Source organism: Streptomyces malachitofuscus, from assembly GCF_055571035.1.
The window spans coordinates 316,053-332,194 of record NZ_JBVIGA010000002.1 but is presented as its reverse complement, the minus strand read 5'-3'; the positions used below and the strand labels follow the sequence as shown (position 1 = coordinate 332,194).

General features: G+C 69.4%; 18 protein-coding genes. 7 read left to right on the top strand and 11 right to left on the bottom strand.

The window, feature by feature from the left end; all coding sequences use genetic code 11:
* The first annotated feature begins 113 nt into the window (after positions 1 to 113).
* Positions 114 to 416 carry a hypothetical protein gene (locus ACZ44S_RS04065; RefSeq protein WP_285512837.1) on the top strand — a complete coding sequence of 101 codons (303 nt, stop codon included), beginning with the start codon at positions 114 to 116 and terminating at the stop codon, positions 414 to 416.
* Positions 413 to 835 carry a hypothetical protein gene (locus tag ACZ44S_RS04060; RefSeq protein ID WP_285512836.1) on the top strand — a complete coding sequence of 141 codons (423 nt, stop codon included), beginning with the start codon at positions 413 to 415 and terminating at the stop codon, positions 833 to 835. The genes ACZ44S_RS04065 and ACZ44S_RS04060 overlap by 4 nt, the downstream gene beginning before the upstream one ends.
* Before the next feature lie 432 nt (positions 836 to 1,267).
* Here the strand turns inward: ACZ44S_RS04060 and ACZ44S_RS04055 are convergent, their stop codons facing one another.
* Together ACZ44S_RS04055 and ACZ44S_RS04050 are read right to left on the bottom strand one after the other, a co-directional pair.
* Complete coding sequence (locus tag ACZ44S_RS04055; RefSeq protein ID WP_285512835.1) at positions 1,268 to 1,825, bottom strand: hypothetical protein; 558 nt, start codon at positions 1,823 to 1,825, stop codon at positions 1,268 to 1,270.
* A gap of 5 nt (positions 1,826 to 1,830) precedes the next feature.
* A complete protein-coding gene (locus tag ACZ44S_RS04050; RefSeq protein ID WP_285512834.1) occupies positions 1,831 to 2,004 on the bottom strand; it encodes a hypothetical protein in 174 nt (57 codons plus the stop codon).
* 123 nt (positions 2,005 to 2,127) lie between these two features.
* Here ACZ44S_RS04050 and ACZ44S_RS04045 point away from each other — a divergent pair, with 123 nt between their 5' ends.
* Positions 2,128 to 2,703, top strand: a complete 576-nt coding sequence (locus ACZ44S_RS04045) for a TetR/AcrR family transcriptional regulator (RefSeq protein ID WP_285512833.1) — start codon at positions 2,128 to 2,130, stop codon at positions 2,701 to 2,703.
* Positions 2,704 to 2,758: 55 nt separating this feature from the next.
* Here ACZ44S_RS04045 and ACZ44S_RS04040 read toward each other — a convergent pair whose 3' ends face one another.
* The 6 genes from ACZ44S_RS04040 to ACZ44S_RS04015 form a co-directional block, all read right to left on the bottom strand.
* A complete protein-coding gene (locus tag ACZ44S_RS04040; RefSeq protein ID WP_285512832.1) occupies positions 2,759 to 3,616 on the bottom strand; it encodes a F510_1955 family glycosylhydrolase in 858 nt (285 codons plus the stop codon).
* Positions 3,617 to 3,772: 156 nt separating this feature from the next.
* Complete coding sequence (locus ACZ44S_RS04035; protein ID WP_285512831.1) at positions 3,773 to 4,423, bottom strand: DUF305 domain-containing protein; 651 nt, start codon at positions 4,421 to 4,423, stop codon at positions 3,773 to 3,775.
* A gap of 79 nt (positions 4,424 to 4,502) precedes the next feature.
* Positions 4,503 to 4,955 (bottom strand): hypothetical protein, encoded by a 453-nt coding sequence (locus ACZ44S_RS04030; protein WP_352230209.1) that lies wholly within the window; start codon positions 4,953 to 4,955, stop codon positions 4,503 to 4,505.
* 247 nt (positions 4,956 to 5,202) lie between these two features.
* Positions 5,203 to 7,482: a heavy metal translocating P-type ATPase gene (locus ACZ44S_RS04025; RefSeq protein ID WP_285512829.1), complete on the bottom strand. Its 2,280-nt coding sequence runs from the start codon at positions 7,480 to 7,482 to the stop codon at positions 5,203 to 5,205.
* Positions 7,483 to 7,595: 113 nt separating this feature from the next.
* Positions 7,596 to 7,892 (bottom strand): heavy-metal-associated domain-containing protein, encoded by a 297-nt coding sequence (locus ACZ44S_RS04020; RefSeq protein ID WP_285512828.1) that lies wholly within the window; start codon positions 7,890 to 7,892, stop codon positions 7,596 to 7,598.
* Between the two features lie 387 nt (positions 7,893 to 8,279).
* Complete coding sequence (locus ACZ44S_RS04015) at positions 8,280 to 8,927, bottom strand: TetR/AcrR family transcriptional regulator (protein WP_285512827.1); 648 nt, start codon at positions 8,925 to 8,927, stop codon at positions 8,280 to 8,282.
* 154 nt (positions 8,928 to 9,081) lie between these two features.
* On the opposite strand from ACZ44S_RS04015, the gene ACZ44S_RS04010 reads away from it, so the two are divergent.
* The gene (locus ACZ44S_RS04010) at positions 9,082 to 10,515 is read left to right on the top strand and encodes an MFS transporter (RefSeq protein ID WP_285512826.1); all 1,434 of its coding nucleotides are present in this window, start codon (positions 9,082 to 9,084) and stop codon (positions 10,513 to 10,515) included.
* 104 nt (positions 10,516 to 10,619) lie between these two features.
* Here the strand turns inward: ACZ44S_RS04010 and ACZ44S_RS04005 are convergent, their stop codons facing one another.
* Together ACZ44S_RS04005 and ACZ44S_RS04000 are read right to left on the bottom strand one after the other, a co-directional pair.
* Complete coding sequence (locus ACZ44S_RS04005; protein ID WP_285512825.1) at positions 10,620 to 11,027, bottom strand: four-helix bundle copper-binding protein; 408 nt, start codon at positions 11,025 to 11,027, stop codon at positions 10,620 to 10,622.
* A 163-nt stretch (positions 11,028 to 11,190) separates the two neighbouring features.
* The gene (locus ACZ44S_RS04000; RefSeq protein WP_367534076.1) at positions 11,191 to 11,724 is read right to left on the bottom strand and encodes a DUF4396 domain-containing protein; all 534 of its coding nucleotides are present in this window, start codon (positions 11,722 to 11,724) and stop codon (positions 11,191 to 11,193) included.
* Between the two features lie 768 nt (positions 11,725 to 12,492).
* Between ACZ44S_RS04000 and ACZ44S_RS03995 the strand changes: the two genes are divergently transcribed.
* On the top strand, positions 12,493 to 12,906 hold the full coding sequence (locus ACZ44S_RS03995; protein ID WP_285512824.1) for a hypothetical protein: 414 nt from the start codon (positions 12,493 to 12,495) through the stop codon (positions 12,904 to 12,906).
* 256 nt (positions 12,907 to 13,162) lie between these two features.
* Here ACZ44S_RS03995 and ACZ44S_RS03990 read toward each other — a convergent pair whose 3' ends face one another.
* Complete coding sequence (locus ACZ44S_RS03990; RefSeq protein WP_466924197.1) at positions 13,163 to 13,447, bottom strand: hypothetical protein; 285 nt, start codon at positions 13,445 to 13,447, stop codon at positions 13,163 to 13,165.
* Positions 13,448 to 13,670: 223 nt separating this feature from the next.
* On the opposite strand from ACZ44S_RS03990, the gene ACZ44S_RS03985 reads away from it, so the two are divergent.
* Both ACZ44S_RS03985 and ACZ44S_RS03980 read left to right on the top strand, forming a co-directional pair.
* Positions 13,671 to 14,840, top strand: a complete 1,170-nt coding sequence (locus ACZ44S_RS03985) for a PLP-dependent cysteine synthase family protein (protein ID WP_285512823.1) — start codon at positions 13,671 to 13,673, stop codon at positions 14,838 to 14,840.
* Positions 14,837 to 16,129 (top strand): MFS transporter, encoded by a 1,293-nt coding sequence (locus tag ACZ44S_RS03980; RefSeq protein ID WP_285512822.1) that lies wholly within the window; start codon positions 14,837 to 14,839, stop codon positions 16,127 to 16,129. The genes ACZ44S_RS03985 and ACZ44S_RS03980 overlap by 4 nt, the downstream gene beginning before the upstream one ends.
* Positions 16,130 to 16,142 lie beyond the last annotated feature (13 nt).

Sequence of the window (16,142 nt, the reverse complement as noted above, 5' to 3'; positions counted from 1 at the left end):
TCTCCGGCCCGGCCGCCCGGCGCGCCATCAAGGCCGCCGCCCGCGCCCCGCGCTTCGAGGGCACCGTCATCAACGCCACCACCGCCCGCCGCCTCCTCGCCAACGACGACGCCATGCTGTACGACAACCCGCAGGCGCTCCTGCTGTGCCACTACAAGCGTGAGCAAGCCCTGTGCCACCGCACTGGCGTCCGCGATTCACCGCGGCTCGATCACTGCGTGCCCAGCTGCGGCAACATCGTCCGTACCGACCACCACGCCACAGCGCTGCGCGACCGCGCCGACACCTTCGACAAACAGGCCACGCACGTGCCCCAGCCGATCAGCGAACGGCTACGTGACCACGCCGACCGCCTGCGAGGCATCGCCGATACCCACGACCGCACCCGGATCACCCTGAAGGACCCCACACCGTGAGCGGAGCAGCAGACGAGCGCGACCGCATCCGCGCCGCCATGGACCGCATCCTGACCGGCCGTCCCGAGCGCTCCAACGGAGCCCTGACCATCGTGTCCCTCGCCCTTGAGGCTGGCGTCCCCCGCAACGCCCTTACCCAGCGCCACCTCGATTTGAAGAACGAGTTCTACGCCAAGGTCAAAGAGCGCGGGCAGCCCACGGACGCCGAGGCCCGTCTTCGTAAACAGGTCGTACGGCTCAAGGAACTCCGCGAGAAGGACAAAGCCGAACTCGAGCAACTCCGCGCCGACGTTCAGGGACTGGTCAGAGTGGTCAACCAACTTACCTTGGAAAACCTGCAGTTGCGCGACCTCCTGTCGGCCCCCGACCCGGTCGTCCGTGTCCTTCCCGTTCAGCACACACGGCCTCAGCGTGATTGACCCTGGAGTGCCCAGGCGGGGAGACGGACGGTGCGCAGGTGCGCGGCGTGCGTTTCGTACGCCTGTCGCAGATCACAGCGGTGCTCGTCTCGCAGGGGCCCGAAGCTCAGGCTGAACTTCCGGGGCCGCGCTTGCCCAGGACCGCCCAGGCGGCGGCCCCGCCAAGGGTCCCTGGAAAAGCACAGGTGAGAGAAGATCGCTGCTGCTGGAGGCCAGCTTCGGTGAGGCGCCGGTCGAGGTGCACACGGGTGCTTCACCGAGCCGACGATGCTGCCCTGCTCGTCGGGCTGGCCGAAGGGGCGTGATCGATCACCGCAGTCATGCGAGCAGGCGGATGCGTGGATCGCCAAGCAGCGCGCTCGCTGGCGTTCCTGGCGCTGCCGATGTTCGTGGCCGCAGCGACCGCGCCCGGCTGATCCGAGAGCAGTCTGGTCAAGCCTGGGCCGGAGCGGCAGTGCCCACGGCCGCGCCGCTGGCCCGGTCGGCTCGCTGTGCCTGCTGTATGCGCCATCCGTACCGGGTGATGCCGCGCGGCTTGTAGACCGACAATGCCGTGTTCGTGAGCAGGACAACGACGGCGGCCGCGGCGTCGAACACGAGCTGCACCCGCATCCCGCCGAGGTCGGAGGCGGACAGGCTTGTCAGCGCGGCAGCCTCCGCCACGTGGTCGGCCACCTGCATGTGCAGAACGAGCAGGAAGGTGGCGAGGACGGTCAGCGCGAGCTTTGCCAGGACCCAGTAGTGGCGGAACAACCCCCAGGTGGTGCCGAGTGACTGGACCAGCCCGGTCAGCAGCGAGGCGAACGCCAGCGGGACGATCACGTACCAGCCCGTGACCTCCATGGCGAGATACGCACCCCGAACCCTCTGGGGGGCCTTGCCGGTCAGTCCGACGACGGCGAGGACGAGAAAGGCGGCGACCGAGCCGAGCCAGCCGACCGAGCAGGCGACATGCGCGGTGAGCACGAGTTTGCGGAGGGCGGGCGGCATCGCCATCAGTGGCCGCCGTGCATGCCGGCCCCCATAGCACCGGTCAGGTGCAGGACGAGGAACAGCACGACCAAGGCCAGCGCCACGGCGCCGGACACCTTCACCCAGCGCGGGGCAGCGGGGGGTGTGGCGCGGTCGGGCCCTGCGCTCTCCGTCGATTCGGACGGTGTGCCGGTCATGCGGATTCCCTCTGACGGGACGGTACGGGCCACGGGCCCTCTTCCAGGCGGCAACTCTTATCGAGACACAGTGTCTACGTCAAGCCATCATGTTTCGTCACCGTCACCACGTACACTGACCCGGTGCCAAAGCTGTGGAACGAGACCATCGAGGAGCACCGCCGCGCCGTGCGGGAGGCGGTGCTAAAGACCACGGCGGCGCTCGTGGCCGAGCAGGGGCTGCGGGGCGTGACGATGTCGCGGATCGCCGAGGACAGCGGCATCGGCCGGGCCACGCTGTACAAGTACTTCCCGGACGTCGAGTCGATTCTGGCGGCGTGGCACGAGCAGCAGATCGCAGGTCACCTTGCCGAGCTCGCCGAACTCAGAAGTCGTGCCGGCACCGCCGACGAGCGGCTCGAGGCGGTGCTGGAGCGCTACGCCTTCATCCAGCAGCAGCGGCATGGCCATAAGGGAGAGCTGTCCGCCGCCCTGCACCGGGGTGACCATGTGGCGCACGCCGAGCAGCATCTGCGCCACTTCGTCCGGGGGTTGCTGACCGAGGGGGCCAAGGCGCGCGTGGTCCGGGACGACATCCCGCCGGACGAGCTGGCGGGCTATTGCCTGCACGCCCTCGCCGGAGCCGGAGCACTGTCGTCCAAGGCCGCTGTGCAACGGCTCGTCCTAGTGACCCTGGCCGGCCTGCGTCCCCAGGGCTGACGTCCCATCGCTGTGCCGGGCGCCCGGCCTGGTGATGGGCTCCGCCATAGGCCTGTCAGTGTCCGCCACTTGATTCGACGGCGAGGCGCTTGCGGAAGGTTTTGCCGCCGTCCCTCGACTCGTAGACGCCGTCCTGGGTGGCGGCCAGGACGTGTTCGGCGCCGACTGCGGTGAGCGCCTGGGGCCGGCCGCCCGGCACGGTGGAGACCTTCTGCCAGGTGGTGCCGCCGTCGGTGCTGCGGTTCAGGACGCCGGCCGGGTCGATGCCGTAGAGGGCATCCGCGGTCTTCCAGGAGAGGAAGGCCAGCACTGGCTCCTTGCCCTTGGTGAACGTCTTGCCGCCGTCGGTGCTGCGGGCGATGCCCTCGGCGGTGGTGGCCAGGACCAGGCCGGGATCGTTCGGGCTGACCGCGATGTCGAGCGCCTCGAGGCTTGCCCCGTCCTTCCAGGTGGTGCCGTCCTTGGTGGTGCGCAGCAGGGCGTTGGTGGCGTCGTAGCCGTAGACCGTGCCGTGCGCGTGGTCCAGCGCGTGGAAGTCGGACTCGCCGGACAGGGACAGCGACGTCCAGGTCTTACCGGCGTCGGTGCTCTTGATCAGTCCCTTGTTGCCGCCGGAGGTGGGGTGGCCGCTGGCGTAGAAGGTGTTGTCCTCGGCCACCGTGAAGCCCATGAAGTCGTCCTTGCTGTCGCCGACGAGCTGAGGATCGCCGTTGGTGTCGGGGGTGTAGACGCCCTCGTGGGTGGCGACGTACAGGCGCTGGTCGGAGGCGGCCAGGCCGAGGCCGTGGATGTGGCTCACCGTAGTTGCGGAGGCTGCGGACGAGTCCGCGCCGTCTTTGCCTTCCGAACAGGCGGCCAGGGTCAGGGCGAGAGTCAGGGCAGCCGCTGTCGCGGCGGCATGGCGCTTGTGCATGGTTCCTCGGCGGGAGATATCGGGCGCGCGTCGGCGCGGAAGCCTGTGCAGACCGTGAGGGTGCGGTCGATGGGGGAAGTGCGGGGGCCGGGGCCCGGGGCCGTCCGGTTCCTCGGCGAGCGTGCCGTGGAGGCCGGACGGCCCGTGTGAGTCGGCTCAGAGCCGGTCGAGGATGCTCTGGAGCTGCTCGACCTCGGCGGACTGTCCCTTGACGATGTCGCCGGCCATCTTCTTGGCGTCGGCGTTCTTGCCGTTCTTCTGCTCGTCCTTGGCCATGGCGATCGCCCCGTTGTGGTGGTCGATCATCATCTCCGCGAACATCTTGTCGAACTCCTTGCCCTTCATGGCCTTGAGTTCCTTCATGTCCGCGTCGGACATCATGCCGTTCATGCTTCCGTGGTCCATCCCGGGCATGGACTCCATCGCGGTCGGCTTGTCCCACGACGTGAGCCAGGACTTCATCGTCTTGATCTCAGGGTCCTGGGCCTGCTCGATCTTCCCGGCGAGGTCCGTGATCTCCGCGTCGGAGGCGCGGCCGTCGGCGAGCTTTGCCATCTCCAGGGCCTGCTCGTGGTGGGGGATCATCATCTGCGCGAACGTGACGTCCGCATCGTTGAAGTCCCCGGCCTTGGCCCCGGCCTCGGTGGTCGCCGCGGCCGACGATGAGCCGCTGCCGTGGTCCATGCCGCTCATGTCGTCGCCGTCGCCGCCGCAGGCAGTCAGCAGCAGGGCTCCTGTCGCGACGACGCTCGCGGCCGCGATACGACGAGTGGACTTGCGGCGCAGAGCACGCGTGAAGGCAGTCATGATCGATTTCACCTCGGGTGTTGTCTGGTTCTTCTGGCGGTTTTCGGGCGTGCGAGACAGCGGGAACGCGCGTGCTGGCCTACAGCCGAAGGACCGACAACCGGGTGAGATCAGGGCCGCGTGGCGGCGGGTTGGGGTGCAGTACGGCGGCGACCTGGGCACGGAGGTTCGCCAGCCAGTCGCGGTGACGGGCGAGCGCCGACCGGACGAGCGCCATGAGCACCCAAGCGGCGAGCAGGACGGCCAGACAAAGGGACAGCATGTCCATCGCCATGACGGGCATGTCGGTGGACGGGGCCTGCTGGGGGGCGGCCGAGTGCTTCAATTCCGCAGAGGCCGGGTCCGCGGCGTCCTGGTACGTCGCCGGGGCCGAATGGGCCGTCGGCGCCGACACATGGGAGGCCGGACCCATTCCTGCGGCATGCGACTCGGTGGGATGCCCGATGGTGTGCATGACGAACACGCCGAACGCGAGCACGACCACGAGCAGCAGGTGCCCGAGGGCGCCTCCTGTTCGTACGTACCGGCTCACGGCCACTCCCAAGACATCCGTTGAGGGCCGCCGCGGCCCTCCGCTCCCGACACTACCGAAACAGACTTGATCATGCCGTGGCGGACAGGTGGCTGCGGGGCCTGACCGCTCAGACCTGTCCCCCACCTCGTCCACATTGACCTGCGCCGATGGCCCGCAGATCTCGGCATCGGTTCGTGCATTCCGAATGGCTCAGTCATGCCTCTTGCACACCCCCTCCCGGTTGTCCGCCGTTACGGTCACGGGCCTACTTGAACGAGCGCAGGCGCAGGCTGTTCGTCACGACGAACACCGACGAGAACGCCATTGCCGCACCCGCGATCATCGGGTTGAGCATGCCGGCCGCAGCGAGCGGCAGGGCGGCGACGTTGTAGCCGAAGGCCCAGAAGAGGTTGCCCTTGATGGTGCCCAGCGTCCTGCGGGACAGGCGGATGGCGTCGGCCGCCACCCGCAGGTCGCCGCGTACGAGGGTCAGGTCGCCGGCCTCGATGGCCGCGTCGGTGCCGGTGCCCATGGCCAGGCCGAGGTCGGCGGTGGCCAGCGCGGCCGCGTCGTTGACACCGTCGCCGACCATCGCGACGGAACGGCCCTCGGCCTGCAGCCGCTTGACGACATCCACCTTGTCCTGGGGGAGGACCTCGGCGATGACCTCGTCGATACCGACGGCCTTCGCCACGGATCCGGCCACGAGCTGGTTGTCGCCGGTCAGCAGGACGGGCTTCAGGCCCAGTCGGCGCAGTTCGGCGACCGCCTCGGCGCTGGTCTCCTTGATCGCGTCGGCCACCGTGAGGACGCCGCGGGCCTCGCCGTCCCAGGCGACGGCGACCGCCGTACGCCCCTCGGCCTCCGCAGCGGCCTTGGCATCGGCCAGCTCGCGCGGCAGCTCGATCGCCCACTCGGCCAGGAGCTTCTCGCGCCCGACGAGCACCGCGTGCCCGTCGACGACGCCCTGCACGCCGAGCCCGGCGACGTTCTCGAAGTTCTCCGGCACCGGCAGGCTCCCGGCCCTCTCGATCGCGCCGGTGGCGATGGCCCGGGCGATCGGGTGCTCGGAGGCGTGCTCCAGGGAACCTGTCAGCCGCAGCAGTTCGCGCTCGTCAACGCCTTCGGCGACGTACACGTCCTGCAGAGTCATCCGGCCGGTGGTGACCGTGCCGGTCTTGTCGAGGACGATCGTGTCCACACGGCGCGTGGACTCCAGCACCTCCGGGCCCTTGATGAGAATCCCGAGCTGGGCGCCGCGCCCGGTCCCGACCATCAGCGCGGTCGGGGTGGCCAGCCCCAGGGCGCACGGGCAGGCGATGATCAGGACGGCGACGGCTGCGGTGAACGCGGCGGTGGCATCACCGGTGGCGCCGAGCCAGCCGCCCAGAGTGGTGACGGCGATGAAGAGGACCGCCGGGACGAAGACGGCGGAGATCCGGTCGGCGAGGCGCTGCACTGCGGCCTTGCCGTTCTGCGCGTCCTCGACGAGCTTCGCCATGCGAGCGAGCTGGGTGTCGGCGCCGACGCGGGTGGCCTCCACGACGATTCGGCCGCCGGCGTTGACCGTGGCACCGGTGACCGTGTCGCCGACGGTCACGTCCACGGGCACCGACTCGCCGGTGACCATGGAGGCGTCGACCGCGCTCGTGCCCTCGATGACGGTTCCGTCGGTGGCGATCTTCTCCCCCGGACGTACGACGAACCGGTCACCGACCGCCAACTGCCCGACCGGGATGCGTACCTCCCTGCCGCCTCGCAGTACCGAGACGTCCTTCGCGCCCAGTTCCATCAGGGCTCGCAGTGCGGCGCCCGCCTTGCGCTTGGACTTCGCCTCCAGATACCGGCCGGCGAGGATGAACGTGGTCACCCCGGCCGCGGCCTCCAGATAGATGGCGGAGGACCCGTCGTTGCGCGAGATGGTGAACTCGAAGCCGTGCCGCATGCCCGGCATCCCCGCGTGCCCGAAGAACAGTGCCCACAGCGACCAGCCGAGCGCGGCCAGCGTGCCGATGGACACCAGCGTGTCCATGGTCGCGGCACCGTGCCGGGCGTTCGTCCAGGCCGCCTTGTGGAAGGGGAAAGCGCCCCAGGCGACGACCGGGGCGGCCAGAGTCAGCGACAGCCATTGCCAATTGTCGAACTGCAGGGCCGGGACCATCGCCATCAGCACGACCGGCACGGACAGGACGAGCGACACGAGCAGCCGCTGCCTCAGCGAGAGCAACTCGCTGTCCGCCGCCGCGGGCGCATCGGTGCCCGTCCTCTGCTCGGTGGCCGGTGGCGGCGGCTCCTCGGCGGTGTAGCCGGTCTTCTCGACGGTGGCGATGAGGTCGGCGACCTCGATGCCGTCCGCGTACGAGACTTTCGCCTTCTCGGTTGCGTAGTTGACGGTCGCCGTGACGCCGTCCATCCGGTTGAGCTTCTTCTCGATGCGGGCTGCGCAGGAAGCACAGGTCATGCCGCCGATGGAGAGCTCGACTTCGGAGGCGGGTGTGGACGCTGCGCCGGGGGACGTCTTTTTTTCGGGAGCCGTGCTCGTCATGCGTGTCTCCTGGAAGAGGCCGGGCCGCACGGCCTCCGTATCAGCGGAGCGGTGCGTCCCGGCGCGGGAGTGGTGCGCGTTCGTGGTCCGGGCCGGATGCCCGAGCGGGGCCGTCAGGCCCGGCCGACGAGCTCGTAACCGGCCTCGTCGACGGCGGCCCGGACGGCCTCCTCGTCGAGCGGGGCGGCGGACGTGACGGTGACCTCGCCGGTCTTGGCCACGGCCGTGACGGCGGTCACGCCGTCCAGAGCGGATATCTCCTGCGAGACCGCCCCCTCGCAGTGGCCGCAGGTCATGCCGGACACCTTGTAGACGGTCGTGACGCCGAGGCCCTGGACGTCGGTCACGGCGCCAGAGCCGCAGGAGCCGTCGGAGGAGCAGCAGGATCCGGAGTTCGTCTGGGTGGTCATGGGTGCTCCCTCAGAGTCTGGATGTGTGCGGTTGTCCTCGGAGGGCGTCTTCCTCGGTCCGCCCTCCGGCAATGCCGACACTATACCCCCTGGGGGTATATCGAAGCTGTGATCCCACCCACATGCATACGAGTCCGCATGCGTGTGCTCGTGACTGCCGGACGCGCTTTAACGCGCTTCGCCCTTCAAGAGCCCGCGGTGATACGCGGCTCGCGACAGTGGGCCCCAAGGGCTTCACGCGGGGGATGTCCGCAATCCCTCTGACAGACCCAGCCGCGGAGTCGTCGCCGCTCCGGGGAGTGGAAGGCGCGTCGCTATGGGCCGATACAGGCCCTGCTGGCCAGCTGGATCCCTTTCGGTCCCAGGTCGCTGCGGGAGGGGGACCCCTTACGTGAGCCGTGGGGCGTAGTGGCTCAGGAACATGTCGACGCCGCTGGCGATGAGGCGGTCGGTGAGGTCGTCGTCGATGTGTGTGGCGTAGGAGCCGAAGACCATGTGAGGGAAGACCAGGAGTGCATAAAGCTGAATGATGGCGGTCTCGAGGTCCGGGATCACCAGTCGGCCCTGCTCGGCGAGGGTGCGTAGCGTCTTCGCCACGGCGGGGTGATGTCCCTGGGGTCCGTGCTGCTGCCAGGCCCGGCCCAGCTCGGGGAAGCGGTGCGCCTCGGCGGCTACGAGGTTGCGCAGCGCCGCCACCTCGTCGTTGGTGCGCACTGAGCGTACCCAGCTGCGGGCGGCGTCGAGGAGGGCCATGCGCAAGTCCCCGGCCTCCGGCAGCCGTTCGAGCGCGGCGGACGCGTCTCCTGCGAGGGGTTCGTCGAGGGCGCCCGTGATGACCGCGGTGAAGAGGGCTTCCTTGCTGCCGAAGTGGTTGTAGACGGTCACCTTGGACACGCCGGCTTCGGTGGCGATGGCGTCCATGCCGACGCCGAAGCCCTCCCGCAGGAACAGCTCGCGGGCGGCCCTCACGATGGCCTGCCGCTTGAGCTCCGCCCGGGGGCCGCCTGGGGCCTGCTTGGCACTTTCCCTGCTCATGGCCAGGACACTAGCACCTACCTGAACTGAACAGTTGAGTTCACATGAACTGAACAGTACAGTTCAAATGGCACGTGTGACGTCCTCATCACCGCCTCGGCGCCCCTCACACTCGTTCTGGCGCGCGCCGCCATCTCGCCTTAGGGACCTGGCCATGACTCACTCCACTGCTGGCACTCCGCACGCACCGCTACGCACCGCCCCGCCTCCCGACCCGCGCCGCTGGGCCGCCCTCGCGCTTGTCTGCCTGGCTCAGTTCATGCTGATTCTTGACGTCACCGTGGTGAACGTCGCCCTGCCCGACATGGCCGCCGACCTCGACCTCGGCCGGGAGGCGCTGACCTGGGCCGTCACCGCGTACACCCTCTGCTTCGGCGGTCTGATGCTGCTCGGCGGCCGTCTCGCCGACGCTCTCGGCGCGCGCCGCACCCTGCTCGCCGGACTCGCCGTCTTCACCGCCGCCTCGCTCGTCGCAGGACTGGCGGACAGTGCCCCGCAACTGCTCGGCGGCCGCATTGCCCAGGGCGTCGGCGCCGCTCTACTGTCCCCGTCCGCGCTGTCGATCGTCACGACCACCTTCCACGGTGCCGAGCGCAACAAGGCCCTGGGTGTGTGGGCGGCGATTGGTGGGTCCGGTGCCGCGGCCGGGGTCCTGGTCGGCGGGGCGCTCACCGACGGTCCGGGCTGGCAGTGGGTCTTCTACGTCAACGTGCCTGTGGGCCTCCTGGTCATGGCTGCTCTCCCCGCCTTTGTAACGGCCCGGGCGCTGCAGCCCGCCCGACTCGACGTGCCCGGTGCGCTGCTGGTCACCGGAGGCACGGGCGCGCTGATCTACGGGCTGGTGGAGGCGGGCGAGGCGGGGTGGGCGGATTCCGCCACCCTGCTACCGCTGGCCGGCGCCGTGGTGGCGTACGTCTTGTTCGCCATCGCCGAGCGGGCTGGCCAGGCCCCGCTGATGGACCTGCGCATGTTCACCCGGCGGCCCGTCCTCGCCGGGGCGTTCCTGATGCTGACGGCCACCGCGCTGCTGATCGCCTTCTTCTTCCTCGGATCGGTCTACCTCCAGCACCTGCGAGGCTTCAGCGCGCTGAAGACCGGCCTGTTCTTCCTCCCCGTGGCCCTCGCCACCGGCATCGGCGCGCACCTGGGGTCCCGCCTCGTCGGCCACATCGGCAGCCGCACCACGGCCGTCGCCGGCATGCTGATCGCGGCTGCCGGAACCGCGCCGCTGACCCGGCTGTCGGACACCGGCAACGTGTACGCCGTCCTCCTGCCGGGCTTCGCAGTCGCCTCGCTCGGCATCGGCGCCGTCTTCGTCACCGCCACCACCACGGCGCTCGCCATGGTCGAACACCACGAGGCGGGACTGGCCTCCGGCGTCGTCAACACCTTTCACGAAGTGGGCGGTTCCATCGGCGTCGCGGTCGTCTCCACCGTCGCGGCCTCCGGCATCGAACGCGGCACGGTCGGCGGCTTCACCGACGCCTTTACCGTGTGTGCGGTAGCCGCCGCCGCCAGTGCAGCCGTGGCCTTGGGACTCGTACCACGCGGGAAACCGCAGGTGACCGGCGGACCGCACGTGCACTGAGCCAACGCTCGCCGCCTGGTGGGCCGGGTGGCGAGCGTCAGCCGTGAAGTGCTCGAGGGTCGCCGGATCGCCAGTTCCGGCGGCCCTTTGATGTGTGGGCGCGGTCAGCCGAGGGCCTGGATGAGGTCATTGCATGCCTGTTCGCAGGAGCGGCAGGCTTCGGCGCACAGGCGGCAGTGCTCGTGCATGTCGGCGTGCGCGGAGCATTCGTCCGCGCAGGCTTTGCAGACGGTGGCGCACGCGGTGAGGATCGCGCGGGTGATGTTGGCGTCGTAGCCGGTGTGCCGGGAGAGGACGGACGCGGTGGCGTTGCAGATGTCCGCGCAGTCCATGTCGGTGCGGATGCACTTGGTGAGATCGCCGACCATCCCCTCGGACAGGCAGGCGTCCGCACAGGCCGTACATGCCTGGGCGCAGGCGATGCACTCCTCGATGCAGCGGGTGAGCTTGTCGCGGTCTACCTGGCCCAGGTCGGCCGGGTAGGTGGCGAGCATGTCCTTGACCGTGTTCATCACCGGTCGCCTCCTTCGTTTCAGTGCCGGAGGCCGGCGGGCCGGCTGGCCGTGCCTCCGCCTCCCGGCCCTTGCCGGGTTGACGCCGGCCCGGCGACACAAACGCGGTCGGGGCGCCCCTGATCCGCCAGGGGCGCCCCGACCGCCTGGGCCTGTGGGTGCGTCAGTGGTAGGCGTGGACGACGGCGTGGCCCTTACCGCGACCGATCATCCACTTGTTGACCGGCGTCGTGATCAAGAAAGCGACCACGAACCCGCCCAGCAGGGCCGACCAGAACAGCCCGTCGGACAGGTGGGCGTCCATCGCGCCCGGTGTGAGGGCGACGATGGCGTTGTCGACGAGCTCCATCACGGCGATCGAAACGGTGTCGGCGGCCAGCGCGACCTTGATCGCGGACTTGAGGTCCAGACCGGCCCGGCGCACGGCGAACAGGGTGAAGGAGTAGCCGAAGAGGAACGCCAGCGCTATCGCCAGGACCATGGTCGGCACGTTGCCCCAGATCAGCGCGGTACCGATGACCATGCCGAGGATCTCGCCGATGGCACAGCCGGTCAGGCAGTGCAGCGTTGCCTTCATCGCCATGGCCCAGGACGCCCCGGCATGGGCACTGTCATGTGCCATGCGGTCGGCGTGACCATGTTCTTCGTGCATGGCGCGGTCGTGCGGGGTGCCGGTGTGGTGAGCGCTGTGATCCATGACCTTCCATCCCCATCCCGTGCGGTGAAGTGGCCCGCGTCCGGGGCCAACACCCAGGAACCATATACCCCCGGGGGGTATTCCCCAAGTGGTGGTGCCGGGTCTTTCCGGTAGGCCGGAAAGAGCCGGGCCACGTTCGTCCGGGATCAGTGAAGTCTGCAGCCGCAGCCGCCCCGCGGTTACGGCGCCTGCGGCATCGAGGCGATCAAGGGCGCTACAAACAACGCCAACACCACCCCGGGCTGTCTCGCTTGGCCCGCGTTCAGGCATCGCATGTTCCTGATCTTGAGCGGAGACGCGTTGCCACCCGACCCGGGGCGTATCCCGCACAGTCAGGGGCCCACACATGTCGCCCACAGGGACTGCTCGAGTGTCGACCGCCCGACACTGTTTCGGCCACAAGAAAGCGTGAGGTCCCGCTTCACCGGCGCCCAGGCGCCCGTCACGGACACGTCGAGCGGCGATGTCGGCGGTCGATGGCCAACCCGCGGATGATGATTCCGCTTGATGGATGCTGATGGTGCGCTCGGGTTCGACGCAGCTCTGCCCGTCACCGCCGCTCACGCGGGAGCGGGGCTCGCCACACCCTCGGAGGCCGGCGACAAGAGGACGGCCATGATGAGCCCGCAGGCCATCGCCACAGCAATCAGGCCATTTGCTGGCTCGTTCACCCGGTGTCTCCTGGGAGTTGGTCGATCATCGCTGAGGAGCCGCTAGGATCACGGCATGGTTACGGCTCGGTTGCCCCGGCGCATACCCTGGACCGGCATGGTTCCGGGGTCGTTGCTGCGAGTGCTGACCTTGGCCGTGCTGCTCTTCGGGGTCGTGATCACGCACGGCGTCCCCGCCGAGAGTGCCAAGGGCCACATGCCGACCAGTGTGACTTCATCTGGGGCGCTGCCGAATATGGACGCCCGCGAGGACGCCAAGGACCAGTCCACGCACCGGATGGCGGCAGCGGAAGACCACCACGACGGTCACGGGCCGTCACATTCGAGTCAGCACTGCACATCTGGACAGCTGCCGCACGGCTCGATCGTAGCGTCGTCCTGCTTTGCAGCATCCGTTCGCGAATCCACCACCGCGGTGCATGCCCTCGCGGAGCGAGGCAAGCCTGGATTCGGTTTCTCTGGTGGTCCGTCATTCGCGGCCCTGAGAATCGCCGTGGTACAGCAGGTCTAGAGAGCCAGATTTCCTCCATCCAGCCTTCCGGTTTTCACCGGTTCGCCTGACCTACGCGGCGAGATCCGGATTCCGTCCACACGATGGGAATCCAGGTCGCATTCACTTCACGCCGTCCTACCCCCACCCATGCATCTGCACTCTCGGTACCACCGGGAGGTGACAGCCGCACGGAGGACCTGTGCCGTCATATTTCCGGATGCCGTTGTCCGCACGGCGCATGGCCGGCTCACCATGGCCGCGCCGGCTCGGCTCCCTAATCCGGGGTGTCCTGCTGCTGGCGATCGTCCTGTGCGCCGTCGGACACGGGCACGGAACGGACGAGGAACCGCACAGGCTCACGCCCAGCGCCGTCGCGGCGGCAGAGGTGACGCCGGGCGAGGCACACCAGCACGGCCCGCACACTCCGCATCCGCCCCACGGTGCTGACGAGTGCACGCATGAAGCGGTGGTTCGTACGGCGGCCGAGGCACCGGAGCAGCCATCCGCAGGCGTGGATGACCCGACGCCACTGGTCGCGGGGGCCGTGGCCCTCGGACATCTCTCGGCTCTTCGCGGGGCGCGCAGACGGCGCCGACCAGGCAGCGGCCGGACGCAACTCACCCGTACGGCCCGGTTGCGCATCTAGATCTCTCGCCCGCAGCCGGCATCGCAGGCTGCCGCGCGCCAGACGACACCGAGCACGGATCCGCGATCCGCGCCGGTCGCCATGGTGCGCGCGTGATGAATCCCGCCCCGTGCATTCATCGAGCGAGAGCGACACCATGCAGTCACTGACGTCTTCGCAGAAGACCACCTCCCCCTCCGGCCAGTCCGCACTGTCGCAACTGGTGGGGAACACGCCCCTGCTGCGGGTCTCGGAGCCGCTAGCCCCGGCCGGACGCGGCTTCTGGGCGAAGCTCGAGGGCTTCAACCCCGGCGGCATCAAGGACCGTCCGGGACTCCACATGGTCGAGCGGGCCCGGGCCCGCGGCGACCTGCGGCCCGGCGGACGGATCATCGAGTCCACCAGCGGCACCCTGGGCCTCGGCCTGGCGCTGGCCGGCATGGTGTACGGCCACCCGGTCACCCTGGTCACCGACCCCGGTCTCGAGCTATCCATGACCCGGCTACTGACCGCGTACGGCGCCCAGGTCAACGTCGTCTCCGAACCGCACCCGACCGGCGGCTGGCAGCAGGCACGCCGCGAGCGCGTGCAGCGACTGCTGGAGCAGCACCCGGAGTCCTGGTGCCCGGACCAGTACAACAACCCCGACAACGTCGCCGCCTACACCCCACTGGCCCTCGAACTCGCCTCCGAAATGGGCCACATCGACGTACTGGTGTGCAGCGTCGGCACCGGCGGCCACTCCGCGGGCGTCTCCCGCGTGCTGCGCCAGCTGTACCCGGACCTGACGGTCGTCGGCGTGGACACCACGGGCTCGACGATCTTCGGCCAGCCCGCCCGGCCCCGCCTGATGCGCGGACTCGGCTCCAGCATCTACCCCCGCAACGTCGCCTACGAAAACTTCTCCGAGGTGCACTGGGTGGCCCCGCACGAGGCGGTGTGGACCTGCCGGCAACTCGCCGCCTCGCACTACGCCACCGGAGGATGGAGCGTGGGGGCAGTCGCCCTGGTGTCCGGCTGGCTGGCCCGGACGATGCCCGCGGACGCCCGCATCGTGGCGATCTTCCCCGACGGTCCGCAGCGCTACCTGGGCACGGTGTACGACGACGACTACTGCGCCGCCCACGGCCTTCTGGACTCACCTCCAGCTCCGGAGCCGGAGCTGATCGGCCGCCTGGACGAAAAGGAGGTCCTTCGCTGGACCCGGTGCACCACCGTGGTCGATCCCCTCACGCTCCAGGACACGTCCCAGGAGGTCACCGAGGGCCTCGCGGACCCCGGCGACATCCCGAGCACCGAGTCCGACGCGCCGGAGGGGAACCGGTGAAGGGGCTGTACACACAGGTGCGCTCCTACGAGGGCAGCGTCCAGCTGTTGATGGTGAATCAGTTCACCATCAACCTCGGTTTCTACATGCTGATGCCCTATCTGGCCGCCCACCTCTCCGGCACCCTGGGACTGGCCGGCTGGATCGTCGGACTCGTCCTGGGCGTGCGCAACTTCAGCCAGCAGGGCATGTTCCTCGTCGGCGGCACACTCGCCGACCGGCTCGGCTACAAGCCGATGATCGTGGCCGGGTGCGTCCTGCGCACCGTCGGCTTCGCCACACTCGGCCTGGTGGACTCGCTGCCCGCCCTGCTCGCCGCCTCTGCGGCCACCGGACTGGCCGGCGCACTGTTCAACCCGGCCGTACGCGCCTATCTCGCCGCGGACGCGGGGGAGCGCAGGGTCGAGGCGTTCGCTCTGTTCAACGTCTTCTACCAAGCCGGGATCCTGCTCGGCCCGCTGGTGGGGATGGTGCTGACCGGGGTGGACTTCCGCGTCACCTGCCTGGCGGCGGCCGGCATCTTCGCCCTGCTGTCCGTCGTGCAGATCCGGGCCCTTCCCGCCCGGCGCAAGGACGCGGGGGAGGAGCGTGGTGACCGCGAGAGCGTGCTCGCCCAGTGGCGGGGTATCCTCGCCAACCGGCCGTTCCTGCTCTTCTCCGCAGCCATGATCGGCTCGTACGTCCTCACCTTCCAGGTCTACCTGTCCCTGCCCCTGGAAGTGCGACGCCTCGGCGGCGACGGCGAGTTCGGCACGGCCGCGGTGGCGATGCTCTTCGCGGTCTCCGGACTGAGCACCATCCTGGGCCAGACACGGGTGACCGCCTGGTGCAAGGCCCGCTACGAGCCCGGCCAGGCACTCGTGCGGGGCCTGGCCCTGATGGGGCTTGCCTTCGTACCCCTGCTGCTCGCCACGGCGGTGCCGGTTCCGGACGCCGGAGTCGGGCTGTGGCTGCTTGCCGCGGTGCCTCCCACACTCGCCGCGCTGCTGCTGGCCATCGGCACGATGATCGCCTACCCCTTCGAGATGGACACCATCGTCCGCCTCTCCGGCGACCGGCTCGTCGCCACCCACTACGGGCTCTACAACACCATCTGCGGCGTCGGCATCACCCTCGGCAACCTCCTCACCGGCGCCGCACTCGACGCGGCCCGCGCCGCCGGAATGCCCGCACTGCCGTGGATCTCCCTGACCCTGCTCGGCCTCGCCTGCGCGACCGCCCTGTACGGCCTGCACAGCAGCGGCCGTCTGAAGGCTCCCGCCCCCGAGCCGCAGCCCGCCACGGTCTGACCCACCGGCCTCC